Genomic DNA, 25,669 nt, shown 5'->3' on the forward strand with positions numbered 1-25,669 from the left:
CATGGCGCGTTCCGTCTGGAAGGGTCCGTTTGTCGACCTGCACCTTCTGAAGAAGGCCGAGACCGCCCAGGATTCCGGTGCGCGTGCGCCGATCAAGACCTGGTCGCGCCGTTCGACGATTCTGCCGCAGTTCGTCGGGCTCACCTTCAACGTCTACAACGGCAAGAAGTTCGTGCCGGTGACGGTCAATGAAGACATGGTGGGCATGAAGCTCGGCGAGTTCGCGCCGACGCGCACCTACTTCGGCCACACCGCCGACAAGAAGTCGAAGAGGTAAGCGATGAGCAAGGCTGCAAACCCCCGTCGTGTCGGCGAGCGTGAAGCGCTTGCAGTGGCGACGACCGTGCGCGGTTCGGCATACAAGCTGAACCTCGTTGCCGGTCTTATTCGCGGCAAGAAGGCCGGCGAAGCGCTCAACATCCTCACCTTCTCCACGAAGGCGATGGCCGTTGACGTTCGCAAGGTTCTCGCCTCGGCGATCGCGAATGCGGAAAACAACCACAACCTCGACGTCGATGCGCTCGTGGTGAAGGAAGCCAGCGTCGGCAAGTCGATCACGATGAAGCGCTGGACGCCGCGTGCGCGTGGTCGTTCGGCGAAGATCATGAAGCCGATCAGCCGCATTCGCATCGTGGTGCGTGAAGCGGACGAAGAGGCAGGAGCGTAATATGGGTCACAAGACTTCCCCCATCGGCCTCCGGTTGCAGATCAACCGCACCTGGGATTCGCGTTGGTTCGCGGACGGCGACGACTACGGTCGTCTGCTGCTCGAGGATCTCAAGATCCGCAACTTCGTGATGAAGACGCTGCCGCAGGCCGCCATTTCGAAGGTGGTGATCGAGCGTCCCGCAAAGCTGTGCCGCGTGTCGGTGTATGCTGCGCGTCCGGGCGTGATCATCGGCAAGAAGGGTGCGGACATCGACAAGCTCCGCCGCCAGCTCGCCGCGATGACGTCGAGCGAGGTGTCGCTGAACATCGTCGAGATCCGCAAGCCTGAGGTTGACGCGAAGCTCGTCGCACAGTCGGTCGCCGATCAGCTCGTGCGCCGTGTTGCGTTCCGCCGCGCCATGAAGCGCGCCGTGCAGTCGGCGCTGCGTCTTGGCGCCGAGGGTATCAGGATCACCTGCTCGGGCCGTCTTGGCGGCGCCGAGATTGCGCGGACCGAATGGTACCGTGAAGGCCGCGTTCCGCTGCACACGCTGCGCGCGAACGTGGACTACGCGGAAGGCCAGGCACACACCGCTTACGGCGTCTGCGGCGTCAAGGTCTGGATCTTCAAGGGTGAGATCCTCGACCACGACCCGCTCGCGCAGGACCGGATCATGATGGATGCACAGACGTCGGGAGTCCGGCCGGCGCGTTAAGGTCGAAAGACCATAACTGCGTCGCCTGATCGAGGACCGATTCCTGTCAGAAGGCGATAAGAGATGCTGCAACCAAAACGCACCAAGTTCCGCAAGGCCCACAAGGGTCGCATTCACGGCAACGCCAAAGGCGGCACCGAACTCAACTTCGGCGCCTATGGCCTGAAGGCGCTCGAGCCGGAGCGCGTCACTGCGCGCCAGATCGAATCTGCGCGTCGTGCCATCACGCGCCACATCAAGCGCCAGGGCCGTCTCTGGATCCGCATTTTCCCGGACGTTCCGGTTTCCCGCAAGCCTGCCGAAGTCCGCATGGGCTCGGGCAAGGGTGCGCCGGAATACTGGGTCGCCCGCGTGAAGCCGGGCCGCGTGATGTTCGAGCTCGATGGCGTCAGCTACGAGGTCGCCGCCGGCGCCTTCGAACGCGCTGCCGCTAAGCTCCCGATCAAGACGAAGCTGATCGCTCGTCTTGGCGACCAGCACTAAGGAAGGGATGCAGCCATGAAGCACGCAGACCTCAAGACCAAGACTGACGACCAGCTCTCCGCTGATCTCGCACAGCTGAAGAAGGAGCAGTTCAACCTGCGCTTCCAGGCGGCGACCGGCCAGCTGGAAAAGGCGAGCCGCGTGCGCGAGGTGCGTCGCACCATCGCGCGTATTCGGACGCTGCAGAACGAACGCGGTCGCGCCAGCGCCGCTGCCGAAGCCTGAAGGGAATAACGATGCCGAAACGCGTCCTCGTCGGGCAGGTAGTCTCCGACAAGACCGACAAGACGGTGGTTGTGAAGGTCGAACGCCGGGTTCAGCACCCGCTGTACGGCAAGATCATCCGCCGCTCGAAGAAGTATCACGCGCATGATGAAGCCAATGCCTTCAAGGCCGGCGACACCGTGCGGATCGAAGAATGTGCGCCGATCTCCAAGCTGAAGACGTGGCGCGTCACGGAAAAGGTGAGCTGACATGATCCAGATGCAGACGAACCTCGACGTCGCGGACAACAGCGGCGCGAAAAGGGTGCAGTGCATCAAGGTGCTCGGCGGTTCGAAGCGCCGCTTCGCCACCGTTGGCGACGTGATCGTCGTCTCGGTGAAGGAAGCCGCGCCGCGCGGCCGCGTGAAGAAGGGTGACGTGCACCGCGCGGTCATCGTTCGCACCGCGAAGGACATCCGCCGCGCCGATGGCACCGTGATCCGCTTCGATTCGAACGCGGCCGTGCTCATCAACAAGAGCGAGGAGCCGATCGGCACCCGCATCTTCGGGCCGGTGGTGCGCGAACTGCGTGCCAAGAAGCACATGAAGATCATCAGCCTTGCGCCGGAGGTCCTCTAAATGTCCGCAGCGAAGATCAAGAAGGGTGACCGCGTCGTCGTCCTGTCCGGCAAGGACAAGGGCAAGCACGGCGATGTCGTGAAGTCCCTCCCGAAGGACGGCAAGGTCGTCGTGTCGGGCATCAACATCGTGGTTCGCCACGTGAAGCCGAGCCAGGCCAATCCGCAGGGCGGGCTGGAGCGTCGCGAGGCGCCGATCCACGCGTCCAAGGTGGCGCTCGAGGATCCGAAGACCGGCAAGCCGACCCGCGTCGGTTTCCGTATCGAGAAAGACGGCAGCAAGGTGCGTGTCGCCAAGCGGTCGGGTGAGGTGATCAATGGCTAAGGCAGAACGCGTGAAGCCGCGCCTTCAGAAGGTGTATGAAGAGCAGGTGCGCGCCGCGCTCACCGAGCGCTTCGGCTACAAGAACGCCATGGAAGTCCCGGGCATCGAGAAGATCGTGCTCAACATGGGCGTGGGCGACGCGACGCAGGACAAGAAGCGCATCGATGCGGCACTCGCCGAGATGATGCAGATCGCAGGCCAGCGTCCGGTGGTCACCAAGGCACGCGTCTCGATCGCACAGTTCAAGCTGCGCGAAGGCATGCCGATCGGCGTCAAGGTCACGCTGCGGTCCGACCGCATGTGGGAATTCCTGGATCGCCTCATCAACATCGCGCTGCCGCGCGTGCGCGACTTCCGGGGCGTGAACCCGAAGTCGTTCGACGGCCGCGGTAACTACGCGATGGGCATCAAGGAGCAGATCGTGTTCCCCGAGATCAACTATGACCAGGTCGAAAAGGTCCGGGGCATGGATGTGATCATCACCACCACCGCGAAGACGGACGAGGAAGGCCGCGAGCTGCTGCGTGCGCTCAACATGCCCTTCACCGACCGCGACGAAACCCAGAAGGCCGCGTAAGCGCGGCCGCTAGAGGAGCTGAACTTAAGTCATGGCGAAACTGAGTTCGATCAACAAGAACGAGCGTCGGAAGAAGCTCGTAAAGCAATATGCGGGCAAGTATGCTCGCCTGAAAGCGATCGCGAACGACGAGAGCAAGGATGAGACGGAGCGTCTGATGGCGCGCCTGAAGCTTGCCGAGATCCCGCGCAACGCGAACCCGACGCGCATCCGCAACCGGTGTGAACTCACCGGCCGTTCGCGTGCGTATTACCGCAAATTCCGCTTGAGCCGCATCATGCTCCGGGAACTGGCCAACAAGGGCCTGATCCCGGGTGTGACGAAGTCGAGCTGGTAAGGAAAGGATCGATCCCATGTCGATGACCGATCCGCTGGGCGATATGTTGACCCGCATCCGCAATGGTCAGCAGGCCCGCAAGGACTCTGTTCTCACCCCGGCCTCCAAGCTGCGTAGCCACGTCCTCGACGTGCTGCAGCGCGAAGGCTTCATCCGCGGCTATGCTGCTGCCGACACCGGCCAGGCGATGCGCGAGATCCGTATCGATCTCAAGTATTTCGAAGGCCAGCCGGCGATCCAGCATCTGCAGCGCGTCTCGAAGCCGGGCCGCCGCGTCTATTCGGGCGCGAAGGATCTGCCGCGCGTCCGCAACGGGCTGGGCATCACCATCGTTTCGACGCCGAAGGGCGTTCTCTCGGACGCGGAAGCGCGCGAGCAGAACGTTGGCGGCGAAGTGCTCTGCCAGGTCTTCTAGGGGTATTCACGATGTCACGCATTGGAAAAAGACCCGTGAGCGTACCTGCAGGCGTCACCGCGACGCTGGCCGATGGCCGGCTGTCGGTGAAGGGGCCGAAGGGTGAGCTCAGCATCGTCACGCACGATGACATCAGCTACAGCGTTGAAGACGGCCGCATCTCCGTGGGTCCGGCGAACGCCTCGCGGCGCGCTCGCGACTTCTGGGGCATGCAGCGTACGCTGGTTCAGAACCTTGTGACCGGCGTTACCGACGGTTTCACGAAGGTGCTGGAGATCACCGGCGTCGGCTACCGCGCGAACGCGCAGGGCAACACGCTGAAGCTGCAGCTCGGCTACAGCCATGATGTCGACTTCGCGATCCCCGAGGGGATCACGGTGAAGACGCCCGATCAGACCACGGTCGAGATCTCGGGCATCGATCGCCAGCAGGTCGGTCAGGTGGCTGCCGAGATTCGTCGCTGGCGGAAGCCGGAGCCCTACAAGGGCAAGGGCATCAAGTACCGCGGCGAGTTCATCTTCCGCAAAGAAGGTAAGAAGAAGTAGCGATGGGCAAGAAACTCACATCATTCGAACAGCGCCGCCGCCGCGTGCGGACGGGGCTTCGGCTGAAGGCCGGCACGCGTCCTCGCCTGTCGGTGCATCGCTCGTCGCAGCACATCTACGCGCAGATCATCGACGACGCCGCAGGCAAGACGATCGCTTCGGCCTCGACGCTGGACAAGGACGTGAAGGGCCAGGCCGGCGCGACCGTCTCGGCGGCGACCGATGTCGGCAAGCGTCTTGCCGAACGTGCGAAGGCAGCGGGCGTAACACAGGTTGTTTTCGATCGTGGCGGCTTCCTGTTCCACGGCCGTGTGAAGGCACTCGCCGAGGCGGCGCGCGAAGGCGGATTGGAGTTCTAGTATGGCTGACGAAACCCAGATCGACGCCCCCGAGGCGGATACCGGCGAGACCGAAGGTCGCGGTCGTCGCGGCCGTGGCGGGCAGGGCCGCGAAGGTGGTGGACGTGGACGTCGCGACGATCGCGGCGGCCGCGGCAATCGCCGTGAAGCGCGTCAGGAGCCGGGCGAGGAGCTGATCGAGAAGCTCGTCCACATCAACCGCGTCTCGAAGACGGTGAAGGGCGGCAAGCGCTTCGGCTTCGCAGCGCTCGTCGTCGTCGGTGACGGCAAGGGCCGCGTGGGCTTCGGCCACGGCAAGGCCCGCGAAGTGCCGGAAGCGATTTCGAAGGGCACTGCCGCCGCCAAGAAGGCGATGGTCCGCGTGCCGCTGCGCGATGGCCGTACGCTGCACCACGACGGCTTCGGCCACTTCGGTGCGGGCAAGGTCTACGTCCGCTCCGCGCCCCAGGGTACCGGCATCATCGCCGGCGGCCCGATGCGCGCCGTGTTCGAAAGCCTTGGTGTTGCCGACGTCGTCACGAAGTCGGTCGGCACCAACAACCCCTACAACATGATCCGCGCGACCTTCGAGGCGCTGAAGGAACAGGCTTCTCCGAAGGCTGTTGCCCAGCGTCGCGGCAAGAAGATCGCCGACCTCATCGGCCGTCGGGGCGATGTGTCCGGCGCGGCCGTTCAGGTCGAAGCCGACGCGGTCACGGAGTAAGTCATCATGGCGAAGATCAAGCTCAAGCAGGTGGGTTCGCCCATCCGCCGCACCAAGGACCAGCGCGCGACGCTCGTCGGCCTCGGCCTCAACAAGCTTCACCGCACGTCGGAGCTGGAGGATACCCCCGAGGTTCGCGGGATGCTCCGCAAGGTCCAGCACATGGTGCAGGTCATCGACTAAACCGGATTTGAACGCCTTCTTCCGTTGTGGGAGTAGGCTTCGAATTCAGCGCGACAATAGCGAAAGCGAGTGCACACAATGAAAATCAGCGATCTCAAGGACAACAAGGGCGCCCGCAAGAGCCGTACGCGCGTTGCGCGCGGCATCGGTTCGGGTCTCGGCAAGACCGCCGGCCGCGGTCAGAAGGGCCAGACGAGCCGTTCGGGCGTTGCCATCAACGGTTTCGAGGGCGGCCAGATGCCGCTCCACATGCGTCTGCCGAAGCGCGGGTTCAACAACCCGTTCGCCAAGGACTACGCAATCGTCAACGTCGGCATGATCCAGCGCGCGATCGACGAGAAGAAGCTCGATGCCAAGGCCGCTATCGGCGCCGCCGAGCTTCTCGCGGCGAACCTCGTCCGCAAGTCGAAGCACGGCGTCAGCCTGCTCGGCAAGGGTGAGCTGAAGGCGAAGCTCGACATCACCGTAGCGCGGGCCTCCAAGGGCGCACTCGCGGCGGTCGAGAAGGCTGGCGGCAAGGTCACGACGACGGTTGCCGCTGAGTCCGCCGAAGGCTGACACGGATTTTTCGGGGCGTGGGCATGGCGTAAAGCCGTCCCGCGCCCTATCTAGTTCCGGTCGCCGGCCATATCGGGGGCAGGGCAGAGCTTTTTCCGGGGTAATGTGATGGCGTCAGCAGCCGAACAACTTGCAGCCAATCTCAATTGGGGCTCGTTCTCCAAAGCGACCGACCTCAAGAAGCGGCTGTGGTTCACGCTCGGCGCGCTCATCGTGTTCCGCCTCTGCTCGTTCGTGCCGCTTCCGGGTATCGATCCGGTCCAGCTCAATTTGCTGTTCGACCAGACGCGCGGCGGCGTGCTCGATTTCGTCAACATGTTCTCGGGCGGCGCGCTCGAGCGCATGTCGATCGTCGCGCTCAACATCATGCCGTACATCACGGCCTCGATCATCGTGCAGCTCATGACCTCGCTGTCGCCTTCGATGGCGCAGCTCAAGAAAGAGGGCGAGAGCGGCCGCAAGAAGATCAATCAGTATACGCGCTACGGCACCGTCGCGCTCACCCTGTTCCAGGGCTACGGCATTGCCGTCGGCCTTGAAGGCTGGGGTGCGGGTCAGGGCGCGTCCGCCGTGCTCGATCCGGGCTGGTTCTTCCGCATCACCACGATGATCACGCTGCTCGGCGGCACGATGTTCCTGATGTGGCTCGGTGAGCAGATTACCGCGCGCGGCATCGGCAACGGCATCTCGCTCATCATCATGGCGGGCATCGTCGCGACGCTTCCGGGCGCACTCGCGGGCCTCTTCGAGCAGGGCCGCACGGGCGCGATGTCCGGCATCGTCATCCTCGCGATCATCCTCGCGGTGATCCTCGTCATCGCGTTCATCTGCTTCATGGAGCGCGCGCAGCGACGCATCCTCGTGCAGTATCCAAAGCGCCAGGTGGGCAACCGCATGTCGCAGGGCGAAAGCTCGCACCTGCCGCTGAAGCTCAACACCGCGGGTGTCATCCCGCCGATCTTCGCTTCGTCGCTGCTGCTGATGCCGCTCACGGTGGCGCAGTTCGCCGGGCAGAATTCGCAGAACGAGTGGATGATTGCGGTCACCACGGCGCTTCAGCACGGCTCGCCGCTCTACATGTCGCTCTATGCGTTCGGCATCATCTTCTTCTGCTTCTTCTACACGGCGGTCGTCTTCAATCCCGAGGAGACGGCGGACAATCTGAAGCGGCAGGGCGGTTTCATCCCCGGCATCCGTCCGGGTGAGAAGACGACGCAGTATCTGGATTATGTGCTCACGCGCATCACGGTGGTCGGCGCGGCGTATCTCACGCTCATCTGCCTTATCCCTGAATTCCTGATCTCGTCGTTCGCGCTGCCGTTCTACTTTGGTGGCACTTCACTTCTGATCGTCGTCAACGTAACGATGGATACGGTCGCGCAGATTCAATCACATTTGCTCGCGCACCAGTATGAAGGGCTCATCAAGAAGGCGAAGCTGAGGGGGAATCGGCGTTGAACATCATACTGCTCGGCCCGCCGGGGGCGGGTAAGGGCACGCAGGCCAGCAAGCTCGTCGAAGAGCGCGGCATGGTGCAGCTCTCGACCGGCGATATGCTTCGCGCGGCGGTGAAGGCGGGAACGCCCGTCGGTCTCAAGGCCAAGGCCGTGATGGACGCGGGCCAGCTCGTCTCCGACGAGATCGTCTCCGACCTCATCGGCGACAAGCTCGACGAGATGGGCCCGGACAAAGGCGCGATCTTCGATGGCTATCCGCGCACGGCGGCGCAGGCGGAATCGCTCGACGCGATCCTCAGTGCACGTGGCCGCACCCTCGATCACGTCATCGAGCTTGATGTCGATGAAGACGCGCTCGTCGAGCGCATCACGGGCCGCTTCACCTGCGCGAAGTGCGGGGAAGGCTATCACGACACGTTCAAGCAGCCGAAGACCGAAGGCGTCTGCGACGTCTGCGGCGGCACGGAATTCAAGCGCCGTCCCGACGATAATGCCGAGACGGTCCGCACGCGCATGGCTGAATACCGCGCCAAGACCGCGCCGATCCTGCCGATCTACGAAGCACGCGGCCTTGTGAAGCGTGTCGACGGCATGGCGGACATGGGCGAGGTCGCGGCAAGCATTGCGGCAATTCTGGACGCCTGACGCACTTCCGGGCACACTTCCGCTCTAAGCGAGGGGAGGGACTCATGCGCTGCATTCTGCCCGCTCTGGTGATGGCGGCGGCGCCTGCCGCTGCGGACGTAAAGGTCAGCGACACCGGCTTTGTCGTCGAAAACAAGGCGATCGTCTCCGCCGCGCCCGATACCGTCTGGGCAGCGCTTGTCGCGCCCGCGCGCTACTGGAATCCGGACCACAGCTATTCGGGCAAGGCGGAGAACTTCACGCTTGATGCGAAAGCGGGCGGCTGCTTCTGCGAGGCGCTGCCGGGTGGGGGCTCGGTGGAGCACATGCGCGTCGTGTTCGCCGTGCCGGGCAGCACGCTGCGGCTCGTCGGCGGGCTCGGCCCCCTGCAATCGGAAGGCGTTGCCGCCACGCTCACATGGACGCTGAAGCTGGCATCCGGCGGCACCGAGATCACGCAGACCTATGTCGTTGGCGGGCACATGCGCGTCGATGTTCCGGCGACCGCGCCCGTTGTCGGTCAGGTGCTGAACGAACAGCTCACCCGCCTCGCCGCTCTGTTTTCCAGGGATTGATGGTTTGGCGATTATCGGCCCCCTGAAGCTCAAGGCGCAGATCTTCTGCGGCGGCGAGCCCGCGATCGGGCCCGGCAAGGCCGATCTGCTCGAAGCCATCGATCGGGAAGGTTCGATCTCGGCGGCGGGCCGCGCGATGGGCATGAGCTATCGCCGCACGTGGCTTCTCGTCGACAGCCTCAATCGCTGCTGGAAGGAACGTATGGTCGAAACCACCGCTGGCGGCGGCGCCGACAAAGGCGCGCGGCTCACGCCGTTTGGACGCACCGTGCTCGATACTTACCGCGCCTTCGAAGCGAAGCTTGCGGAGACCACCGACGCACCTGTCTACCGCGATCTCCTCGCGCTGCTGCGCGACAAACCCTTGCCGCCGCACGCGTAAATCAGGGCGCGCGCGTCACCATCACATCGATGCTGTCGGCGGCTGCGCCGCTGATCTGCAGCGTGTGGGTGCCTGTGCGCAGCGTGAAATCCACGATCTTGCGGATACCGGAGCACGCCGGGCCGTGACCGTGCGCGGTGGAGGCAACCGCTTTCCCGTCCGTTAGCACATCGATCCAGCCGCCCGCGCCGAGCGCCACGCGCCATGTCCCGGCCTGCTGCACGTCGAAGCGTATCACGCCGCCGAAGCTGCCGGGCTTCGGCTCCCGCTGTGGTGGTGCCGCGAACCGCACCTTCGTGGGTTCCAGCGCAACGCGCATCGGCGATCCAGTCGCGAGCACGGCGTCTTTCGAAAGCACGTCCGGGGTGGCGGACCAAGCGGCAAGCGCAGGCGGCAGCGGCTCCGCGCCCTTGGGGCAATCCGGCTGCGCAAGGGCAGGGGATGCAATCAGGAGCGCGATGCCCACGCTCCAAGTCCCTGAAAGACAACCCATATCAGCCTCCTGCCTATTGCTATATTTCTTCGTATATAGCATTGCCGCGCCGCGCCTCAATCGGGTCATCTGTGAAAAAGGGGGAAATCATGCGCGCAGGAATCATCACGCTCATTCTGTTTTCGGGCGTTGCACCGGGCGCGCTCGCGGCCGAAGTGGAAACCGCCGAGCCCTTCACGCTTGGCCAGATCATCGTCATCGCGCCCGATCAGGCGGGGGTCGCCATCGCGTCCTCAACGCTCTCGTCGGAGGCGATTTACACGTTCAATCGCGGCACGCTTGACGAGGCGGTCAGCCTGATGCCGGGCGTTTCGGCGTCGAACAGCGGCGGCTCGCGCAACGAGCGGCTGATCTTCGTGCGCGGGTTCGATCGCTTTCAGGTGCCGCTGTCGATCGACGGCATCCGGGTCTATCTCCCCGCCGACAACCGCCTTGATTACGGTCGTTTCCTCACGCCCGACATTGCCGAGGTGCAGGTCGCGAAGGGTTATGCCTCGGTGCTGGATGGCCCCGGCGCGATGGGCGGCGCGGTCAATCTGGTCACCCGCCAGCCCACGAAGGCGATTGAGGCCGAGGTGCGCGGCACACTCTCGCTGGACCGGGATATCGATTATGCCGGCTTCAACGTCTTCGCCCTGCTCGGCACGAAGCAGGACAATTGGTACGCGCAGGGGTCTTACGCGCGGAATTTCCAGGATCACTGGGATCTTCCCGGCGGCTTCACGCCGACGGCATCCGAAGACGGCGGCGCGCGCGATTTCTCCCGCACGCGCGACTGGCGCGTGAACGTGAAGCTCGGCATCACGCCGAACGAGACCGACGAATATTCGATCAGCTACACACGGCAGGAGGGCTCCAAGAATGCGCCGCTGCACGTTTCCGATACGGTCGCCACGCAGCGCAACTGGACATGGCCGTACTGGAACATCGAAAGCATTTATTTCCTGTCGTCGACGGCGCTCGGCGACCGCGCCACGCTGAAAACGCGCGTCTATCGCAACACCTTCGACAATTTGCTCGCCGCCTACGACGACGTGACCCAAACCACGCAAACACGCCCGCGCGCGTTCAACTCCTATTACGAAGACGAGGCTTGGGGCGGTTCGGCCGAACTCGGCGTCGATCTGACGGACACGAACCGCCTCAGCGTTGCCGCGCATTACCGCCGCGATCGCCACGTCGAGTTCCAGCAGAGCTTCCCGGCGGGCACCACCGAGCCCGATCAGGTGAACCTCGAGGAAACATGGAGCGTCGCCGCCGAAAATCGCCTGCGCCTGTCGCCCGCGCTCACCTTCATTGCCGGCGCGAGCATCGACTGGCGCGATCTGAAGCGCGCGGAGGAATATGGCAGCGTTCCCGGCCTCCCCGGAAATCGCCTGTTCTCCTACCCGATCCGCAACAGCAGCGCGCTCAGCGGGCAGGGCCAGATCGTCTGGACGCCGGACGCCGCGACACGCATCCACGCGAGCGTCTCGTCGCGCGCGCGCTTCCCGTCGATCTTCGAGCGGTTCAGCGCGCGTTTCGGCGGCGCCACCTCGAACCCGGGTCTGAAGGCAGAGCGCGCCGTGAATTACGAGATCGGGGGCAGCCGCCAATATGGTGCCGTGCGCGTGGAAGGCGCGGCTTTCTATTCCCGCCTCTCGAACGTCATCGTTGCCTTCCCCACGATCATCGAGGTCTGTACCGCGCCCGGCGTCTGCGATCCGCAGGCCGTCACGCAGAGCCGCAACCTCGGCAAGGGCGAAAACTATGGCGTCGAACTCGCCGTCGATGCGCGCCTTGGCGATACGCTTGGCCTCGGCGCCAATTACACGTGGACGCACCGCGATCTGGATGATCCCGCGAACGCGGCGTTCCAGCCCACGGGCGTGCCGGAGCACAAGGCGTTCGTCTGGGCGGACTGGTCGCCGGTTTCGCGCCTGCACGTCGTGCCGAACGTCGACATCGCCTCAAGCCGCTGGACCGTGAACACGGCGGGCACGCGCTATTCCAAGACCGGGAGCTATGTGCTCGCGAACCTGCGCATCGATCTCGACGTGACGGAGACCGTCACGATCGGCATGGGCGCGCGCAACCTGTTCGACGAGGCCTATCAGCTCACCGATGGCTTCCCGGAGCCGGGCCGCAGCGTTTTCGCGAGCGTCAGGGCTCGGCTGTAGGCCGCACCATCAGCAGCCCCAGGAAGCTCACCGTTGCTGCGGCGGCAAGATAGAGCCCGACCGGGGTCAGCCCGCCCCGGTCGGCAAGCGCCTGCGCGATGTTGGGCGCGAGGCCGCCGCCGAGGATACCGCCGACGTTGAACGCCATCGAAGCGCCCGTATAGCGCACGCGCGCCGGGAACAGGCCCGGCAGGAACGCGCCGAGCGGCCCGTAGACGAACCCCATCATCAGCAGCATCAGCGACAGGTAGGCGAAGATCGGGAAGAGCGCGCCGCCTTCCATCATCGGCGCCATCAGGAGCGCGGTCGGCACCGTGCCGATGCAGCCCACCATCAGGATGAAGCGCGGCGTTTTCACGTCCGAAAGCCAGCCCGCGAGCAGGATGCCGATCGCCATGAACAGGATCGCGCCGAGCAGGATCGACAGGAACGTTTCGCGCGCGATGCCGAGCGTCGTCGTGCCGTAGCCGAGCGCGAAAGCGGTCGCGAGATAGAAGATCGCGAAGCAGCAGACGACCGCGAGCGTGCCTGCCAGCGTCGCGCGCCAGTGGTCCTTCACAAGCTCGGCAAGCGGCACCTTGGGCGGCGGGCCCTGCTCCATCGCGGCGGCGAAGGCAGGGGTTTCGGTCAGCTTCAGGCGCACCCAGAGGCCGACGCCCACGAGGATCGCGCTCGCAAGAAACGGCAGCCGCCAGCCCCACGCGAAGAACTGCTCCTGCGTGAGTGTCAGGCCGAGGATCAGGAACAAGCCGTTCGCCGCGATGAAGCCTACCGGCGCGCCGAGCTGCGGGAACATGCCGAAGCGTCCGCGCCAGCCGGGCGGCGCGTTCTCCACGGCAAGCAGCGCCGCACCGCCCCATTCGCCGCCAAGCCCGAAACCCTGTCCGAAGCGCAGGATGCAGAGCAGGAGCGGCGCGATCCACCCCGCGGTCTGGTAGGTTGGCAGGAAAGCGATGGCGAGCGTCGAGCCGCCCATCAGCATCAGCGAGGCGACAAGCGTGGACTTGCGCCCGATCCTGTCGCCGAAGTGTCCGAACACGCTGGCGCCGAGCGGGCGCGCGATAAAAGCGATGCTGAAGCTCGCGTAGGACATCATGAGCTGCACGGACGGCGACTCGGACGGGAAGAACAGCGGCCCGAACACCAGCGCTGCCGCCGTCACGTAGATATAGAAGTCGTAAAACTCCACCGCCGTGCCGACGAGGCTCGCGGTCAGCACGCGTCGCGTCGATGGCGGCAGTTGTCCGGCTTCGGCCATGCGATCCCCCCGTTTCATTCTGTTGCAAACGCCGATGGCGGTATGCGATGCACGCGTCAACCGTCTCGGATGGCAGGCCCTGCGAAGGCCTCCGCTGCGTTTCGGATCTTGACACCGGCTTCGCCTGTCTCCTTGCCCCGCGCTTGACATGGGCCGATTCGGCTCCTATCTCCCCCGCATCCCGAGTGAATCGCATTCCGGCGGCGCTTACTGCGTGCTCGCCGGTTTTGTGTGTTCATTGGGGTTTCACGCTTTGAGATAGGCACGCGCGCCCACGCGGCCTGTGGAGCTAGGAGAACTGTCTGTGGCACGTATTGCGGGCGTTAATATCCCGACCAACAAGCGCGTCGTGATTGCCCTTACCTATATTCACGGCATCGGCCGTACCACCGCTGCGAAGATCTGCGAAACGCTGGGCTTTCCGGCCGAGCGTCGCGTTCAGGACCTCACCGATCAGGAAGTCATCCAGATCCGCGAGATGATCGATCGCGATCACACGGTAGAGGGTGACCTCCGCCGTGAGACCTCGATGAACATCAAGCGTCTGATGGACCTCGCTTCGTATCGCGGCCTTCGCCACCGTAAGGGCCTTCCGGTCCGCGGTCAGCGCACGCACACGAACGCCCGCACCCGCAAGGGCAAGGCGAAGCCGATCGCCGGCAAGAAGAAATAAGCGAGCAAAAGGGAGCTATTCGAAATGGCACGGGAACCGGCTCGCATCAAACGCCGCGAGCGCAAGAACATCACGTCGGGCGTCGCGCATGTGAACGCCTCTTTCAACAACACCATGATCACCATCACGGACGCGCAGGGCAATGCGATTGCCTGGTCGTCGGCCGGTACGATGGGCTTCAAGGGCAGCCGCAAGTCGACGCCTTACGCCGCGCAGGTCGCAGCGGAAGACGCCGGCAAGAAGGCTGCCGAGCACGGCGTGCGCACGCTGGAAGTCGAAGTTCGTGGCCCGGGTTCGGGTCGCGAGTCGGCACTCCGCGCGCTGCAGGCGGTCGGCTTCCAGATCACCGCGATCCGCGATGTGACGCCGATCCCGCACAACGGCGTGCGTCCGCCGAAGCGCCGCCGCGTCTGACGCCCCGCGCGTTCGCCAAAGCGTTTCGTCCGAAAATCCTATGCGGCGGGCTTCGGCCCGCCAGCCCGCGAAGGGGAAGACAGTGGCCGTAATTGCAAAGAACTGGCAGGAACTGAAGAAACCCAACAGCCTCGAAGTGAAGGCCGGCGCGGACAAGGCGCGGAAGGCGACTTTCGTCGCCGAGCCGCTGGAGCGCGGTTTCGGCCTCACGCTCGGCAACGCTCTGCGCCGCGTGCTGCTTTCGTCGCTGCAGGGTGCCGCCGTCACCTCGATCAAGATCGACGGTGTGCTGCATGAGTTCTCCTCGCTCGCCGGCGTGCGCGAGGATGTCACCGACATCGTGCTCAACGTGAAGCAGGTCGCGGTGAAGATGCTCGACGAGATGCCGAAGCGCCTGCACCTCACCGCCTCTGGTCCGGGTGAAGTCACCGCCGGCCAGATCTCGGTGACGGGCGATATCGAGATCATGAACCCCGATCTCGTCATCTGCACGCTCGACGAGGGCGCGACGCTCAACATGGAACTGACGGTCGAGACCGGCAAGGGTTACGTGCCTGCGGCGCAGAACCGCCCGGCGGATGCGCCGATCGGCCTCGTTCCGGTCGATGCGCTCTACTCGCCCGTGCGTCAGGTCGCCTACAAGGTGGAAAACACCCGCGTCGGCCAGGAACTCGACTACGACAAGCTGACGCTGAACGTTGAAACCGACGGCACGGTGACCCCGGAAGATGCGCTCGCCTACTCGGCGCGTATCCTTCAGGACCAGCTTGCGCTCTTCATCAACTTCGACGAGCCGACCGCGATCGCCGCCGTTCCCTCCGCTGCTGCTGCGGCGCAGGAAGACGAAGGCGCCATCAACCGCTACCTCCTCAAGAAGGTGGACGAGCTGGAGCTGTCGGTCCGCAGCGCGAACTGCCTGAAGAACGACAACATCATCTACATCGGCGACCTCGTTCAGAAGACTGAGGCCGAGATGCTCCGCACGCCGAACTTCGGCCGCAAGAGCCTCAACGAGATCAAGGAAGTCCTCTCGCAGATGGGCCTCCGCCTCGGCATGGAAATCCCCGGCTGGCCGCCGGAGAACATCGAGGAACTCGCCAAGAAGCTCGAACAGGAAATCATGGGCTAAGGCTTCGGCCTTACCCTGCACGGGTTTGGGCGGCGCCCGGTTTCTGCCGCCTGGTCCGGAGTACCTCGCACGGCTCCGTGAACAAACGAGAAGGAAGACAAGATGCGTCACCGCGTAGGACACCGTAAGCTCGGCCGTACCTCGAGCCATCGCCAGGCGATGTTCCGCAACATGGCCGCCGCGCTCATCAAGCACGAGCAGATCAAGACCACGCTGCCCAAGGCGAAGGAACTTCGCCCGTACGTGGAAAAGCTGATCACGCTCGCCAAGAAGGGCGGCCTTTCCAATCGCCGTCTCGCGCAGTCGCGCCTGATGGACGAAACGCAGCTGAAGAAGCTCTTCGAGGTGCTCGGCCCGCGTTACGAGGGTCGCCCCGGCGGCTACATCCGCGTGCTGAAGGCCGGCATTCGCGGAGACGACGCCGCGCCGATGGCGATCATCGAATTCGTGGATCGCGACACCAGCGCCAAGGGTCAGGACTCTGGGCCGGTCGAATCATACGACGAGGCCGAAGCCGCCTGAGCGGGCGCTTTCGCTGAAAGATAGGGGCCGTGCCTTCGGGTGCGGCCCTTTTCTTTTTCGGGCCAACCAATAGGGTGCCGCCCATGACCGACTTCCGCTTCGACTACGGCCCTCGCGTGCTCTCCGGGACCGGCCGCAGCACGTCCGTCCCCGATCTCGTGCCCGAAGGCCCCGTGCTTGTCGTCACCGACAAGGGCGTGCGCGGCCTCGGCCTTGCCGATCCCATGCTTGCCGCGCTCGGCGACCGGGCACTGGTGTTCGACGGCGTCGAGGCCGACCCCTCTTCTGCAACCGCGCTTGCCGCCGTCGCAGCCGGACGCGAAGCGGGCGTCACGTCGGTCATCGGCTTCGGCGGCGGCAGCCCAATGGATGTCGCAAAGGTGGTTGCCTATCTGCTCGGCTCCGGCGATGAGCTGGATAGTATCTACGGCGTCGATCAGGCGAAGGGCGCGCGCCTGCCGCTCGTGCTCATCCCCACCACTGCGGGAACGGGTTCGGAAGCCACGCCGATAGCGATCCTCACCGTCGGCGGTGCGGAGAAGAAGGGCGTCGTCGCCCGGCCCTTGTATGCCGATTGGGCGATCCTCGATGCGTCGCTCACCTTCGGCCTGCCGCGCGGCGTCACCGCCGCGACTGGCATCGACGCGATGGTCCACGCCATTGAGGCGTTCACGACGAAGCGTCTCAAGAACCCGCTGTCGGATGCCCTCGCGAAGGAAGCGCTCCGCCTGCTCGGCACCAACATTCGCCTTGCCTGCGACGATCCCGCCAATCCCGATGTGCGCGGCGCCATGCTGCTTGGGTCGCACCTCGCAGGCGTCGCTTTCGCCAACGCCCCCGTCGCAGGCGTACATGCGCTCGCCTATCCGCTCGGCGGGCATTTTCATGTGCCGCACGGGCTTTCGAATGCGCTGATGCTGCCGCATGTGCTCGGGCACAACATGGCCGCCGCGCTCCCGCTCTACGCCGACCTCGCGCCGATCCTCGATCCCGGCCTGGCACCCCTCGGCCGTCAGGCGCAGGCACAGGGACTCGTCGAGGCGCTCGTCGCCATCGCCGCCGATTGCGGCGTCCCCGCGCGCCTGCGCGATGTCGGCGTGAAGGCGGACGATCTCGATCTGCTGGCGTCTGAAGCGATGAAGCAGCAGCGCCTGCTCATCAACAACCCCCGCGAGATCGACCTTGCCGATGCCCGCCGTCTCTACGAGGCCGCGCTTTGAGCCGCGAACCCTACCGCGCCCGCGCCGATTACGCCGCGTTCCGTCCCATCACCACGCGCTGGGCGGACAACGACGTCTACGGCCACGTCAACAACGTCGTCTATTACAGCTGGTTCGACACGGCGGTGAACGCGCATCTGATCGAGGCGGGCGTGCTCGACATCCATGCCGGCGCCGTCATCGGCCTCGTCGTCGAAACCGGCTGCCGCTACGCGAAGCCGCTCGCCTTCCCGCAGGTAATCGAGGCGGGTATCCGCGCCGCGCACATCGGCACCTCTTCGGTCCGCTACGAGGTCGGGCTGTTTGCGGAAGGCGAGGCGCAGGCCGCCGCCGAGGGTTTTTTCATCCACGTCTATGTGGACCGCGAAACCCGCCGCCCCGTGCCGCTTCCCGCCGATCTTCGCGCCGCGCTCGAGGCGATTTCGGTTCATCGCGGATAAAGCTCGCCCGGCGCATTCTCGCGGCAGATCATCGCGGGGTAGCATTATGCGCAAGGTAACGGGTTTCGGCATCGCCACGGCCATCGTGGTCTCTTCAATGGCGGGTATTCCCGGTTTCGCGAACACGCCGCTCGGCGTGTCGGAAGCGCACGCGGACGGCCGCTACGGGCGCCGTCATCACCGCCGCGGCGACGGGTTCGACCTGGGCGACGCCATTGTCGGCGCCGTGGTTGCCGGCGGTCTCATCGCCGTGCTCTCCGGTGCTTCGAAAAAGAAGAAAGAGGAAGAGCAGGAGCGCCCGCTCGATTCGGGCTGGGAGCCGGAAGGCGACTGGAACCGCGACGGCACCTACGGCCGCGACGGCGATATCAGCTGGCAGGACCGCGACTGGAAGAACCGCACGCAGGAAGAACGCGCCGCGATTTCCACCTGCGCGCGGGAAGCCGAAGACCTCGGCAGCCGTTATGGCCGCGAGGCGCGCGTGAACGACATCCGCGGCGTCGACAGGCAGGGCGGCGAGTATCGCGTGTCGGGCCGGGTCGAGATGCGCGGCGACGGTCGTGCGGATCGCCGCGACGACAGCCGCCGCGACGAGAGCTTCACCTGCTACGTCCGTAACGACCGCATCACCGACTTCCGTTTCGAAAGCGCCTACGCGAGCCGCTGAAGGCGCGTTCGTGTTAAAACCGGACCAATGGGGTCAAGGCGCAGTCGGTTGGCGCCTGTCCATATGCAGCTTTGTCGAGACATGCGATCATGGATGCAATGTTCACCATGATGGCGAAGCGCGCGGTTCGTGCAAGCCTTGCTGCACCATCGCCGCCGCTCGATTTGGATTCGGTCACGATCTCGCGAAGAAAAAGGCTCTGGCCAGTGTCACTGCGCACAAGCTCGTATGAAATCCGAGCGCGCGCGGAGCTGGAAAAGCTGATCTTCTGGGGAGCATGCAGTTCGTTCCAGGATACTTTCAAGGTGAACCGCGCGGGATTGCCCTCGGGTACCAGCATGGCAGAGGATTTCAGACCATTTCTTAATGCGTCTTCGAATTCTTCCCGCTTCACGATCGGCACGAGAAAGCGGCCGATCTTGTCGGGCATGTTCTTTACGGCCTCGACCGACACGTTGCGGAACAGCGGATGATCGGAAGGTAGCACGCGCGGGCCGGCGGCGCCGAAAATGGAGTGTTCTGGCGCTTTTCTTATCCCCGGTGAAAGAGGCAGCGTCCAGTCCGCCGATGCAGGCGTCGGAATCGACAGGAGAAGCAGGGTAAGAATCCGATGCATTTTCATGTCATGACGGGTGAGTCGTAAAATTCGGTGAAATCGGGAGCGGCTTAACGTTTAGACACACCCCTTCCCACAGGAGACCAGCCTTGTCCGTTCACGAAGATGCCTCTGCCGTTCTCGCGTTCTGGTTCGATGAACTGACGCCCGAGCAGCATTGGACGAAGTCGGATGCACTCGACGCGGAAATCGCCCGCCGCTTCGGCGTGCTGCGAGATTGTGCGCTGGCTGATACGTCGCCGTGGACCGCCGATGCCGATACGCTGCTCGCTGCGATCATCCTGCTCGATCAGTTCTCGCGCAACATCCACCGCGATACGCCGCGCGCGTTCGAAGCCGATGCCGCCGCGCTCGATCTCACGCTCTTGGGCATCGGAGAGGGCTGGCACCGCCAGATGGAGCCCCTAAGGCGCGGCTTTTTCTACATGCCGCTGATGCACGCGGAGGATCGCGGCGTTCAGCGCTTCGCGCTGCGCTGCTTCGCGGAGCCCGGCCTTGAGAAGCAGATTGATTTCGCGCGCGATCACGCCGCCGTCATCGAACGTTTCGGACGCTACCCGACACGCAACGCGATCCTCGGGCGCACCTCCACCCCGGAGGAACTTGAATACCTCAGCCAGCCCGATGTCGGCTGGTAGCCGCGCTCAGCTGGCGCCGATGTCCGCCATGTCGAACGGCGTCGTCTGGTAGATCTGGTTGATCCAGTTGCCGAACAGCAGATGCGCGTGGCTCCGCCAGCGGTTCTGCGGCGTCGCGGCAGGGTCGTCGCCGGGGAAATAGTTCTTCGGCACCTCGATCGGCTTTCCGGCGTCGCGGTCGCGGAAATACTCCTCGGCGAGCGACGTCGAGTCGTACTCCACATGGTTGAACATGTGCAGCGCGCGGTGCTGCGGGTCGTCGAGCAGGCAAAGCCCCGTCTCGGCGCTTTCGGCCAGCACGATGATACCGTCACCGGGCAGGTCCTCGCGCCGCACTTCGGTCCAGCGCGAAACGGGGATCGCGAAATCGTCCGAAAAGCCGCGCAGATAGGGGGAGGCGGGCGCAAGGTTGTGGTGATCGAAAACGCCGAACGCCTTCTTGTCCAGCGCATGTTTCGGCACGCCGTGGAAGTGGTGCACCGCCGCCTGCGCCCCCCAGCAGATGTTGAAGCTGCCGTGCACGTTGGTCTGCGTCCAGTCGAACACGCGGCGCAGCTCGTCCCAGTAGCTCACCTCCTCAAACGGCAGCAGCTCCACGGGCGCCCCCGTGGTGATAAAGCCGTCGAAATGGTCTTCGCGCACATCGCTCCACGGCCGGTAGAACGACAGCATGTGGTCGGCGGACGTGTTGCGCGGAACATGGTCGCTCATCCGCACCAGCGTGAGTTCAACCTGCAGCGGTGTTGCGCCGATCAGCCGGGCGATCTGCGTTTCGGTGCGGATCTTGTTGGGCATCAGGTTCAGAAGCCCGATGCGCAGTGGGCGGATGTCCTGCCGCACGGCGTCCGCCTCGCCCAGGATCATCACGCCTTCGCGCTCCAGCGTGCTGCGGGCGGGCAGGTCGTCGGGAATCTTGATCGGCATCGACGCGTCTATCCTCGGTCGCTTTCCGGGTAAGACGCGGTGGCTTGATCCGTTTGGTTGCCGGCTCGGCCACATCCTCCCCGAAGGGAGCGCCACCTTGCCCGGAAAGCAGGTTGGCGTTGGGCAGAACCCAACTCTTGATGTGAGGCCGTATGTAGGCGGGTTTGCGCCGTCTCTCAAGAGGGAAGGCGTGTCCCCGCCGCGCACATGCCCGGCGGGGACGGAGAGGTCAGATGGCGCGGCGGCGGCGGGCGATGCCGAGCGCGCCGAGGCCGAGCACGACGAGCGCGAGGCTGGCCGGTTCCGGCACGTCCGCACTGTTGAAGCGCACTTCCGAAAGGCCCGAGGCTTCCCAGGCTTCGTAGATCGTGCCGTAGGTGTAGTTGCTCAGGATATCGAGCTGCACGAAGCGCGCGGCGCCCGACAGCGCAATGGTCTGCGCGGTGATCGGCGATCCGTCCAGCGAGCGGTCCAGCGTGCCCGTGAAGATTTCGCTGAAGCTCACGCCGTCGAGCGAGACGAGAACGCGGAAATCCTTCACGCCGCGGTCGAGCGTGGAGATCACCGGCGTGTTGGTGCCGAAGTTGAACTGCCAGATGTCCGCGCTCGCGAGGTTGAAGAGCCCGCCGAGGTCGAAGGTCACCTGCGCCTTGCTCGCGCCGAGGTCGGTCATCCACATGTTGGCGAAGTTCGAATCGTGCTGGCCGCCCGAAAGGCCGCTGCCGTCGATCAGGTTTTCGGCGTTGTAGAAGCCGTTGTTGAACGTGCTGCTCGCGGTCGCGGAAACCGGCGTGATGACGGCGGCGTGGGCGGAGGCGGCGAGAATCGTCGACGCGGCGACGCCGAGGAGAAGCTTGAGCATACGAATACCCCTGTAGTCGGTGGAGCCGGCGTCTTGCGTCGGCGTTAACCATATCTCGGGGCGCCGGCTGACAGTGGTGTGACGATTCGGGGAAGCTTTCGTGTGATTCCGTTTCCGAAGTTGCGACAGCGCGCCCCCGCCACTGGACACGCATCCGCGCCAAGGCTAACCCGGCCGGCATTCCCACGTTTTGACCATCGAGGCCCCGCGTGACCGTTCCCCACGGCGATTCCATCCTCATTCTCGATTTCGGCAGCCAGGTGACGCAGCTCATCGCCCGGCGCGTGCGCGAGGCGGGGGTTTACTGCGAGATCGTGCCGTTCTCCGCTGGCGAGGCGGCGGTCGAACGGCTGAAGCCCAAGGGCATCATTCTGTCCGGCGGTCCCGCCTCGGTCACCGAAGGCGCAAGCCCGAAGGCGCCGCAGGCCGTGTTCGCGGCGGGCGTGCCGGTGCTCGGCATCTGCTACGGCGAGCAGACGATGTGCGCCGAACTCGGCGGCAAGGTCACGCCGTCGGACCACCGCGAATTCGGGCGCGCCTTTATCGATATCGTGCGCGATTGCCATTTGTTCGACGGTCTCTGGACCGCCGGCGAGAAGCATCAGGTCTGGATGAGCCACGGCGACCGCGTGGAGGCGATTCCGCAGGGCTTCGAAGTTGTGGCGAAGTCGGACGGCGCGCCCTTCGCCGCCATCGCGGACGACGCACGCCGCTTCTACGGCGTTCAGTTCCACCCGGAGGTCGTTCACACGCCGGACGGCGCGAAGCTGCTCTCGAATTTCGTCCGCCACGTCGCGGGCTGCTCGGGCGACTGGTCGATGGCGGGCTACCGCGATGCGAAGATCGCCGACATTCGCAAGCAGGTCGGCAAGGGCAAGGTCATCTGCGGCCTGTCGGGCGGCGTCGATTCCGCGGTTGCGGCGGTGCTGATTCACGAGGCGATCGGCGACCAGCTCACCTGCGTCTTCGTCGATCACGGCCTGATGCGTTCGCAGGAAGCCGAGGAAGTCGTTTCGCTGTTCCGCGGCGCCTACAACATCCCGCTCGTCCATGTGGATGCGGAGGAGCTGTTCCTCTCGGGCCTCGCGGGGGTCTCCGATCCCGAAGCCAAGCGCAAGTTCATCGGCAAGACCTTCATCGATGTGTTCGAAGCCGAAGCGAAGAAGATCGGCGGCGCGGATTTCCTCGCGCAGGGCACGCTCTACCCGGACGTCATCGAAAGCGTCTCGTTCACCGGCGGGCCGTCCGTCACGATCAAGAGCCACCACAACGTCGGCGGCCTGCCCGAGCGCATGAACATGCAGCTCGTCGAGCCCTTGCGCGAACTCTTCAAGGACGAGGTGCGCGCGCTTGGCCGCGAACTCGGCCTCCCCGAAGCGTTCGTCGGCCGCCATCCATTCCCCGGCCCGGGCCTTGCCATCCGCATCCCCGGAGAGGTCGACAAGGAAAAGTGCGACACGCTGCGCAAGGCGGACCGCATCTACCTCGAAGAGATCCGCAAGGCGGGCCTTTACGACGCGATCTGGCAGGCGTTCGCCGTGCTGCTTCCCGTGCGCACCGTCGGCGTGATGGGCGACGGCCGTACCTACGACCGCGTCTGCGCACTGCGCGCCGTCACCTCGGTCGATGGGATGACCGCCGACGTCTATCCCTTCGACTCCGCGTTCCTCAGCCGCGTCGCCACCCGCATCGTGAACGAAGTGCAGGGCATCAACCGCGTCGTCTACGACTACACCTCGAAGCCTCCCGGCACGATCGAGTGGGAGTAAGGCGCCCAAGGCCTCGATAGGCATTGGCTTTCCCGAAAGCCGGATGGCAAGTTCGCCGATACACGTTTGTTGATCGGCTTTCGGGAGGGTGGGACATGAAGCAGGGATTTCGCGGTTCGGCGCTTGTGGGCGGGGTTGCGGTCTGCCTCGCGCTCCTTTCGGGTTCGGCAATTGCGGCTGAAACCGCCGCGCTGAAAGCCGAAGTCGTCAAGGCCGTCGAGGCGCGCGGAAAACTCGCGCAGCAGATGACCGATTCGATCTTCAGCTTCGGCGAGATCGGTTTCGAAGAATCCGAAACCAGCCGCTACGTTACCGGCATTCTCGAAAAGAACGGCTTCAAGGTCACGCGCGGCGTTGCCGGGCTGCCGACGGGCTGGACGGCGACGTGGGGCAGCGGCGGGCCGCTGATTGCGCTCGGCAGCGATATCGACGGCGTGCCGCAGGCCTCGCAGAAGCCCGGCGTTCCGTATCATGATCCCATCGTCGCGGGCGCGCCGGGGCATGGCGAGGGGCACAACAGCGGCATCCCGCTCGTGGTGGTCGCGGCGCTCGCCGCCAAGGAGGTGATGCAGCGCGAAGGCATTCCGGGCCGCCTCATGATCTGGCCGGGCGTCGCCGAAGAGCTTTTGAGCGGCAAGGCGTGGTTCGTCCGCGCGGGCGTGTTCAAGGAAGCCGACGCGGTGCTCTTCGCGCATGTGTCGAGCGGCTTCACGACGAGCTGGGGCGAGGCTGCAGGCACGGGGATGATTTCGGCGTCCTACACGTTCGATGGCAAGGCCGCGCATTCGGGTGCCTCGCCGTGGTTCGGGCGCAGCGCGCTCGATGCGGTCGAACTGATGAACATGGGCTGGAACATGCGGCGCGAGCATCTGCGCCTGCAGCAGCGTTCGCACTATGTCATCACCAACGGCGGCGATCAGCCCAATGTCGTACCGCCGCAGGCATCGGTCTGGTATTATTTCCGCGAGCAGAGCTTCGATCGCATTCTTGAAAATTTCGCGATCGGCAACCGCATCGCAGACGCCGCCGCGGCCATGACCGACACGAAGGTATCGCGGCGCATCCTGGGTGTCGCGGCGCCCCGGCACTTCAACAAGCCGCTCGCCGAGGCGGCGTGGGCGAACATCAGCGCGGTGGGAATGCCCACATGGAGCGCGGACGATCAGGCCTTCGCGAAGACCGTGCAGCACAATCTCGGCGCACCCGAGGACGGCCTTAAGGCGAAGGTCGATGCTCTGCGTCCGCCACCCGAAGAGAATTACATCGGCGGCTCGGACGACATCGGCGACATTTCGTGGACGGTGCCGACGATCACGCTCACCTATCCCTCGAACATCCCCGGCATCCCCGCGCATCACTGGGGCTCGGCGATCGCGATGGCGACGCCGATCGCGCACAAGGGCGTCGTGAACGGCGCGAAGGCGATGGCGATGACGGTCCTCGATCTGATGACGAAGCCCGCGCTTCTCACCGGGGCAAAGGCCTATTTCACCGATGTGCAGACGAAGGACCAGAAGTACGTGCCCTTCCTGTCGGCGGAGGATACGCCGCCGATCCTGCTCAACCGCAAGCGGATGGACGAATTCCGGCCAGAGCTGCGGAAGCACTACTACAACCCGGCCCGCTACGGCTCTTATATGGAACAGCTCGGCGTCCGTTATCCGAACACGGAACGGCGTACGCCGGAATGATCACCGTTCGAAAGCTCGGTGCGGGGGATCTCGCAGGCCTGCGCGCCATGAACGCGCTGTTCGCAACCGTGTTCGGCGATGCCGAAAGCTACGCGTCAAAACCGCCCGGCGATGCATGGCTCCGACGTCTGCTGGAGAGGGACACGTTCATCGCGCTTGTTGCCGAGCAGGATGGTGCCGTTGTCGGCGGTCTTGCGGCCTATGTGCTGGACAAGTTCGAGCAGGAGCGGTCTGAGGTCTACATCTACGATCTCGCCGTTGCGGAAGCGCACCAGAGGCAGGGCATTGCGACCGCGCTCATCCGGCAGCTTCAGGCCATTGCTTTAGAGCGCGGCGTGTGGGTCATCTACGTTCAGGCTGACTATGGTGACGATCCGGCCGTCGCGCTCTACACGGGGCTCGGCGTGCGCGAGGATGTGATGCATTTCGACATCCCCGTAAGGCGCATGAGCCAATGAACAAAAT

The 25,669-nt window shown here is 64.7% G+C and carries 37 protein-coding genes and 1 riboswitch; of the genes, 32 read left to right on the forward strand and 5 right to left on the reverse strand.

Going from position 1 to position 25,669, the window contains the following annotated elements; genetic code table 11:
* The first annotated feature begins 1 nt into the window (after nt 1).
* The 20 genes from rpsS (at nt 2) to DFR51_RS01395 (ending at nt 9,729) form a co-directional block, all read left to right on the forward strand.
* Nucleotides 2-277 (forward strand): 30S ribosomal protein S19, encoded by a 276-nt coding sequence (gene rpsS, locus DFR51_RS01300; RefSeq protein WP_121047249.1) that lies wholly within the window; start codon nt 2-4, stop codon nt 275-277.
* Between the two features lie 3 nt (nt 278-280).
* Complete coding sequence (gene rplV, locus DFR51_RS01305) at nt 281-667, forward strand: 50S ribosomal protein L22 (protein WP_121047250.1); 387 nt, start codon at nt 281-283, stop codon at nt 665-667.
* A gap of 1 nt (nt 668) precedes the next feature.
* Entirely contained in the window at nt 669-1,364 is a 696-nt protein-coding gene (gene rpsC, locus DFR51_RS01310; RefSeq protein ID WP_121047251.1) for a 30S ribosomal protein S3, read from the forward strand.
* Between the two features lie 63 nt (nt 1,365-1,427).
* On the forward strand, nt 1,428-1,847 hold the full coding sequence (gene rplP / locus DFR51_RS01315; RefSeq protein WP_121047252.1) for a 50S ribosomal protein L16: 420 nt from the start codon (nt 1,428-1,430) through the stop codon (nt 1,845-1,847).
* A 15-nt stretch (nt 1,848-1,862) separates the two neighbouring features.
* Nucleotides 1,863-2,072 carry a 50S ribosomal protein L29 gene (gene rpmC, locus DFR51_RS01320; RefSeq protein ID WP_121047253.1) on the forward strand — a complete coding sequence of 70 codons (210 nt, stop codon included), beginning with the start codon at nt 1,863-1,865 and terminating at the stop codon, nt 2,070-2,072.
* Nucleotides 2,073-2,083: 11 nt separating this feature from the next.
* Nucleotides 2,084-2,320, forward strand: a complete 237-nt coding sequence (rpsQ, locus tag DFR51_RS01325; RefSeq protein WP_121047254.1) for a 30S ribosomal protein S17 — start codon at nt 2,084-2,086, stop codon at nt 2,318-2,320.
* 1 nt (nt 2,321) lies between these two features.
* Nucleotides 2,322-2,690, forward strand: coding sequence for a 50S ribosomal protein L14 (rplN, locus tag DFR51_RS01330; protein WP_121047255.1), 369 nt, complete (start codon nt 2,322-2,324; stop codon nt 2,688-2,690).
* Nucleotides 2,691-3,014: a 50S ribosomal protein L24 gene (gene rplX, locus DFR51_RS01335; RefSeq protein WP_121047256.1), complete on the forward strand. Its 324-nt coding sequence runs from the start codon at nt 2,691-2,693 to the stop codon at nt 3,012-3,014.
* Nucleotides 3,007-3,591: a 50S ribosomal protein L5 gene (rplE, locus tag DFR51_RS01340; protein WP_121047257.1), complete on the forward strand. Its 585-nt coding sequence runs from the start codon at nt 3,007-3,009 to the stop codon at nt 3,589-3,591. The genes rplX and rplE overlap by 8 nt, the downstream gene beginning before the upstream one ends.
* A gap of 31 nt (nt 3,592-3,622) precedes the next feature.
* The gene (rpsN, locus tag DFR51_RS01345; protein WP_121047258.1) at nt 3,623-3,928 is read left to right on the forward strand and encodes a 30S ribosomal protein S14; all 306 of its coding nucleotides are present in this window, start codon (nt 3,623-3,625) and stop codon (nt 3,926-3,928) included.
* 16 nt (nt 3,929-3,944) lie between these two features.
* Nucleotides 3,945-4,343 carry a 30S ribosomal protein S8 gene (rpsH, locus tag DFR51_RS01350; protein ID WP_121047259.1) on the forward strand — a complete coding sequence of 133 codons (399 nt, stop codon included), beginning with the start codon at nt 3,945-3,947 and terminating at the stop codon, nt 4,341-4,343.
* 11 nt (nt 4,344-4,354) lie between these two features.
* Nucleotides 4,355-4,888 (forward strand): 50S ribosomal protein L6, encoded by a 534-nt coding sequence (gene rplF, locus DFR51_RS01355; protein ID WP_121047260.1) that lies wholly within the window; start codon nt 4,355-4,357, stop codon nt 4,886-4,888.
* Nucleotides 4,889-4,890: 2 nt separating this feature from the next.
* Nucleotides 4,891-5,247, forward strand: a complete 357-nt coding sequence (gene rplR / locus DFR51_RS01360; RefSeq protein WP_121047261.1) for a 50S ribosomal protein L18 — start codon at nt 4,891-4,893, stop codon at nt 5,245-5,247.
* A gap of 1 nt (nt 5,248) precedes the next feature.
* On the forward strand, nt 5,249-5,950 hold the full coding sequence (rpsE, locus tag DFR51_RS01365) for a 30S ribosomal protein S5 (protein ID WP_121047262.1): 702 nt from the start codon (nt 5,249-5,251) through the stop codon (nt 5,948-5,950).
* Nucleotides 5,951-5,956: 6 nt separating this feature from the next.
* A complete protein-coding gene (gene rpmD / locus DFR51_RS01370) occupies nt 5,957-6,133 on the forward strand; it encodes a 50S ribosomal protein L30 (protein ID WP_121047263.1) in 177 nt (58 codons plus the stop codon).
* A 78-nt stretch (nt 6,134-6,211) separates the two neighbouring features.
* Nucleotides 6,212-6,691 carry a 50S ribosomal protein L15 gene (rplO, locus tag DFR51_RS01375; protein ID WP_121047264.1) on the forward strand — a complete coding sequence of 160 codons (480 nt, stop codon included), beginning with the start codon at nt 6,212-6,214 and terminating at the stop codon, nt 6,689-6,691.
* 108 nt (nt 6,692-6,799) lie between these two features.
* Nucleotides 6,800-8,149, forward strand: coding sequence for a preprotein translocase subunit SecY (secY, locus tag DFR51_RS01380; protein WP_121047265.1), 1,350 nt, complete (start codon nt 6,800-6,802; stop codon nt 8,147-8,149).
* Complete coding sequence (locus DFR51_RS01385; protein ID WP_121047266.1) at nt 8,146-8,793, forward strand: adenylate kinase; 648 nt, start codon at nt 8,146-8,148, stop codon at nt 8,791-8,793. The genes secY and DFR51_RS01385 overlap by 4 nt, the downstream gene beginning before the upstream one ends.
* Before the next feature lie 44 nt (nt 8,794-8,837).
* Nucleotides 8,838-9,347, forward strand: a complete 510-nt coding sequence (locus DFR51_RS01390; protein ID WP_121047267.1) for an SRPBCC domain-containing protein — start codon at nt 8,838-8,840, stop codon at nt 9,345-9,347.
* Nucleotides 9,348-9,351: 4 nt separating this feature from the next.
* Nucleotides 9,352-9,729, forward strand: a complete 378-nt coding sequence (locus tag DFR51_RS01395; RefSeq protein ID WP_121047268.1) for a winged helix-turn-helix domain-containing protein — start codon at nt 9,352-9,354, stop codon at nt 9,727-9,729.
* Nucleotide 9,730: 1 nt separating this feature from the next.
* On the opposite strand, the gene DFR51_RS01400 is transcribed toward DFR51_RS01395, so the two are convergent.
* Nucleotides 9,731-10,195 carry a homogentisate 1,2-dioxygenase gene (locus DFR51_RS01400; RefSeq protein WP_243445572.1) on the reverse strand — a complete coding sequence of 155 codons (465 nt, stop codon included), beginning with the start codon at nt 10,193-10,195 and terminating at the stop codon, nt 9,731-9,733.
* Between the two features lie 116 nt (nt 10,196-10,311).
* Between DFR51_RS01400 and DFR51_RS01405 the strand changes: the two genes are divergently transcribed.
* The gene (locus DFR51_RS01405; protein WP_121049567.1) at nt 10,312-12,381 is read left to right on the forward strand and encodes a TonB-dependent receptor plug domain-containing protein; all 2,070 of its coding nucleotides are present in this window, start codon (nt 10,312-10,314) and stop codon (nt 12,379-12,381) included.
* Here DFR51_RS01405 and DFR51_RS01410 read toward each other — a convergent pair.
* A complete protein-coding gene (locus DFR51_RS01410; protein ID WP_121047269.1) occupies nt 12,365-13,657 on the reverse strand; it encodes an MFS transporter in 1,293 nt (430 codons plus the stop codon). The genes DFR51_RS01405 and DFR51_RS01410 overlap by 17 nt on opposite strands.
* 286 nt (nt 13,658-13,943) lie before the next feature.
* Here DFR51_RS01410 and rpsM point away from each other — a divergent pair, with 286 nt between their 5' ends.
* From rpsM to DFR51_RS01445, 7 genes are all read left to right on the forward strand, one after another.
* Nucleotides 13,944-14,312 (forward strand): 30S ribosomal protein S13, encoded by a 369-nt coding sequence (gene rpsM, locus DFR51_RS01415; RefSeq protein ID WP_121049570.1) that lies wholly within the window; start codon nt 13,944-13,946, stop codon nt 14,310-14,312.
* Between the two features lie 24 nt (nt 14,313-14,336).
* A complete protein-coding gene (gene rpsK / locus DFR51_RS01420; protein ID WP_121047270.1) occupies nt 14,337-14,726 on the forward strand; it encodes a 30S ribosomal protein S11 in 390 nt (129 codons plus the stop codon).
* Nucleotides 14,727-14,808: 82 nt separating this feature from the next.
* Nucleotides 14,809-15,855 carry a DNA-directed RNA polymerase subunit alpha gene (locus DFR51_RS01425; protein ID WP_121049573.1) on the forward strand — a complete coding sequence of 349 codons (1,047 nt, stop codon included), beginning with the start codon at nt 14,809-14,811 and terminating at the stop codon, nt 15,853-15,855.
* 102 nt (nt 15,856-15,957) lie between these two features.
* Complete coding sequence (rplQ, locus tag DFR51_RS01430) at nt 15,958-16,377, forward strand: 50S ribosomal protein L17 (RefSeq protein ID WP_121047271.1); 420 nt, start codon at nt 15,958-15,960, stop codon at nt 16,375-16,377.
* An 83-nt stretch (nt 16,378-16,460) separates the two neighbouring features.
* Entirely contained in the window at nt 16,461-17,597 is a 1,137-nt protein-coding gene (locus DFR51_RS01435; protein ID WP_121047272.1) for an iron-containing alcohol dehydrogenase, read from the forward strand.
* Nucleotides 17,594-18,037 (forward strand): acyl-CoA thioesterase, encoded by a 444-nt coding sequence (locus DFR51_RS01440; protein WP_121047273.1) that lies wholly within the window; start codon nt 17,594-17,596, stop codon nt 18,035-18,037. Before DFR51_RS01435 ends, DFR51_RS01440 begins: the two co-directional genes overlap by 4 nt.
* Nucleotides 18,038-18,083: 46 nt before the next feature.
* Nucleotides 18,084-18,704, forward strand: a complete 621-nt coding sequence (locus tag DFR51_RS01445; RefSeq protein ID WP_121047274.1) for a hypothetical protein — start codon at nt 18,084-18,086, stop codon at nt 18,702-18,704.
* 13 nt (nt 18,705-18,717) lie between these two features.
* Here the strand turns inward: DFR51_RS01445 and DFR51_RS01450 are convergent, their stop codons facing one another.
* A complete protein-coding gene (locus DFR51_RS01450) occupies nt 18,718-19,326 on the reverse strand; it encodes a hypothetical protein (protein ID WP_121047275.1) in 609 nt (202 codons plus the stop codon).
* 83 nt (nt 19,327-19,409) lie between these two features.
* Here DFR51_RS01450 and DFR51_RS01455 point away from each other — a divergent pair, with 83 nt between their 5' ends.
* The gene (locus DFR51_RS01455) at nt 19,410-19,958 is read left to right on the forward strand and encodes a DUF924 family protein (RefSeq protein WP_121047276.1); all 549 of its coding nucleotides are present in this window, start codon (nt 19,410-19,412) and stop codon (nt 19,956-19,958) included.
* A gap of 6 nt (nt 19,959-19,964) precedes the next feature.
* On the opposite strand, the gene DFR51_RS01460 is transcribed toward DFR51_RS01455, so the two are convergent.
* Together DFR51_RS01460 and DFR51_RS01465 are read right to left on the reverse strand one after the other, a co-directional pair.
* Nucleotides 19,965-20,882: a homoserine O-succinyltransferase gene (locus DFR51_RS01460; RefSeq protein WP_121047277.1), complete on the reverse strand. Its 918-nt coding sequence runs from the start codon at nt 20,880-20,882 to the stop codon at nt 19,965-19,967.
* A gap of 43 nt (nt 20,883-20,925) precedes the next feature.
* Nucleotides 20,926-21,031, reverse strand: a riboswitch (SAM-I-IV-variant riboswitch).
* A gap of 80 nt (nt 21,032-21,111) precedes the next feature.
* On the reverse strand, nt 21,112-21,744 hold the full coding sequence (locus DFR51_RS01465) for a discoidin domain-containing protein (RefSeq protein WP_121049577.1): 633 nt from the start codon (nt 21,742-21,744) through the stop codon (nt 21,112-21,114).
* A 209-nt stretch (nt 21,745-21,953) separates the two neighbouring features.
* On the opposite strand from DFR51_RS01465, the gene guaA reads away from it, so the two are divergent.
* The 3 genes from guaA (at nt 21,954) to DFR51_RS01480 (ending at nt 25,662) form a co-directional block, all read left to right on the forward strand.
* Complete coding sequence (gene guaA / locus DFR51_RS01470; protein ID WP_121047278.1) at nt 21,954-23,513, forward strand: glutamine-hydrolyzing GMP synthase; 1,560 nt, start codon at nt 21,954-21,956, stop codon at nt 23,511-23,513.
* A 95-nt stretch (nt 23,514-23,608) separates the two neighbouring features.
* The gene (locus tag DFR51_RS01475) at nt 23,609-25,204 is read left to right on the forward strand and encodes a M20/M25/M40 family metallo-hydrolase (protein ID WP_121047279.1); all 1,596 of its coding nucleotides are present in this window, start codon (nt 23,609-23,611) and stop codon (nt 25,202-25,204) included.
* A complete protein-coding gene (locus DFR51_RS01480) occupies nt 25,201-25,662 on the forward strand; it encodes an AAC(3)-I family aminoglycoside N-acetyltransferase (RefSeq protein WP_121047280.1) in 462 nt (153 codons plus the stop codon). Before DFR51_RS01475 ends, DFR51_RS01480 begins: the two co-directional genes overlap by 4 nt.
* Nucleotides 25,663-25,669 lie beyond the last annotated feature (7 nt).

The organism is Sphingosinicella microcystinivorans (assembly GCF_003634215.1).
GTDB lineage: Bacteria > Pseudomonadota > Alphaproteobacteria > Sphingomonadales > Sphingomonadaceae > Sphingosinicella > Sphingosinicella microcystinivorans.

Coding starts and splice junctions, on each gene's coding strand:
- DFR51_RS01460 (WP_121047277.1), bottom strand. CDS start 20,882: ATGCCGATCAAGATTCCCGACGACCTGCCCGCCCGCAGCACGCTGGAG.
- rplF (WP_121047260.1), top strand. CDS start 4,355: ATGTCACGCATTGGAAAAAGACCCGTGAGCGTACCTGCAGGCGTCACC.
- rpsC (WP_121047251.1), top strand. CDS start 669: ATGGGTCACAAGACTTCCCCCATCGGCCTCCGGTTGCAGATCAACCGC.
- DFR51_RS01465 (WP_121049577.1), bottom strand. CDS start 21,744: ATGCTCAAGCTTCTCCTCGGCGTCGCCGCGTCGACGATTCTCGCCGCC.
- DFR51_RS01390 (WP_121047267.1), top strand. CDS start 8,838: ATGCGCTGCATTCTGCCCGCTCTGGTGATGGCGGCGGCGCCTGCCGCT.
- rpsE (WP_121047262.1), top strand. CDS start 5,249: ATGGCTGACGAAACCCAGATCGACGCCCCCGAGGCGGATACCGGCGAG.
- rplX (WP_121047256.1), top strand. CDS start 2,691: ATGTCCGCAGCGAAGATCAAGAAGGGTGACCGCGTCGTCGTCCTGTCC.
- rpsN (WP_121047258.1), top strand. CDS start 3,623: ATGGCGAAACTGAGTTCGATCAACAAGAACGAGCGTCGGAAGAAGCTC.
- DFR51_RS01410 (WP_121047269.1), bottom strand. CDS start 13,657: ATGAAACGGGGGGATCGCATGGCCGAAGCCGGACAACTGCCGCCATCG.
- rplR (WP_121047261.1), top strand. CDS start 4,891: ATGGGCAAGAAACTCACATCATTCGAACAGCGCCGCCGCCGCGTGCGG.
- DFR51_RS01435 (WP_121047272.1), top strand. CDS start 16,461: ATGACCGACTTCCGCTTCGACTACGGCCCTCGCGTGCTCTCCGGGACC.
- rplQ (WP_121047271.1), top strand. CDS start 15,958: ATGCGTCACCGCGTAGGACACCGTAAGCTCGGCCGTACCTCGAGCCAT.
- rpsS (WP_121047249.1), top strand. CDS start 2: ATGGCGCGTTCCGTCTGGAAGGGTCCGTTTGTCGACCTGCACCTTCTG.
- rpsK (WP_121047270.1), top strand. CDS start 14,337: ATGGCACGGGAACCGGCTCGCATCAAACGCCGCGAGCGCAAGAACATC.
- DFR51_RS01450 (WP_121047275.1), bottom strand. CDS start 19,326: ATGAAAATGCATCGGATTCTTACCCTGCTTCTCCTGTCGATTCCGACG.
- DFR51_RS01475 (WP_121047279.1), top strand. CDS start 23,609: ATGAAGCAGGGATTTCGCGGTTCGGCGCTTGTGGGCGGGGTTGCGGTC.
- rpsQ (WP_121047254.1), top strand. CDS start 2,084: ATGCCGAAACGCGTCCTCGTCGGGCAGGTAGTCTCCGACAAGACCGAC.
- rpsH (WP_121047259.1), top strand. CDS start 3,945: ATGTCGATGACCGATCCGCTGGGCGATATGTTGACCCGCATCCGCAAT.
- rplN (WP_121047255.1), top strand. CDS start 2,322: ATGATCCAGATGCAGACGAACCTCGACGTCGCGGACAACAGCGGCGCG.
- DFR51_RS01480 (WP_121047280.1), top strand. CDS start 25,201: ATGATCACCGTTCGAAAGCTCGGTGCGGGGGATCTCGCAGGCCTGCGC.
- rplO (WP_121047264.1), top strand. CDS start 6,212: ATGAAAATCAGCGATCTCAAGGACAACAAGGGCGCCCGCAAGAGCCGT.
- rpmD (WP_121047263.1), top strand. CDS start 5,957: ATGGCGAAGATCAAGCTCAAGCAGGTGGGTTCGCCCATCCGCCGCACC.
- rpmC (WP_121047253.1), top strand. CDS start 1,863: ATGAAGCACGCAGACCTCAAGACCAAGACTGACGACCAGCTCTCCGCT.
- DFR51_RS01405 (WP_121049567.1), top strand. CDS start 10,312: ATGCGCGCAGGAATCATCACGCTCATTCTGTTTTCGGGCGTTGCACCG.
- DFR51_RS01445 (WP_121047274.1), top strand. CDS start 18,084: ATGCGCAAGGTAACGGGTTTCGGCATCGCCACGGCCATCGTGGTCTCT.
- secY (WP_121047265.1), top strand. CDS start 6,800: ATGGCGTCAGCAGCCGAACAACTTGCAGCCAATCTCAATTGGGGCTCG.
- rplP (WP_121047252.1), top strand. CDS start 1,428: ATGCTGCAACCAAAACGCACCAAGTTCCGCAAGGCCCACAAGGGTCGC.
- rplE (WP_121047257.1), top strand. CDS start 3,007: ATGGCTAAGGCAGAACGCGTGAAGCCGCGCCTTCAGAAGGTGTATGAA.
- rplV (WP_121047250.1), top strand. CDS start 281: ATGAGCAAGGCTGCAAACCCCCGTCGTGTCGGCGAGCGTGAAGCGCTT.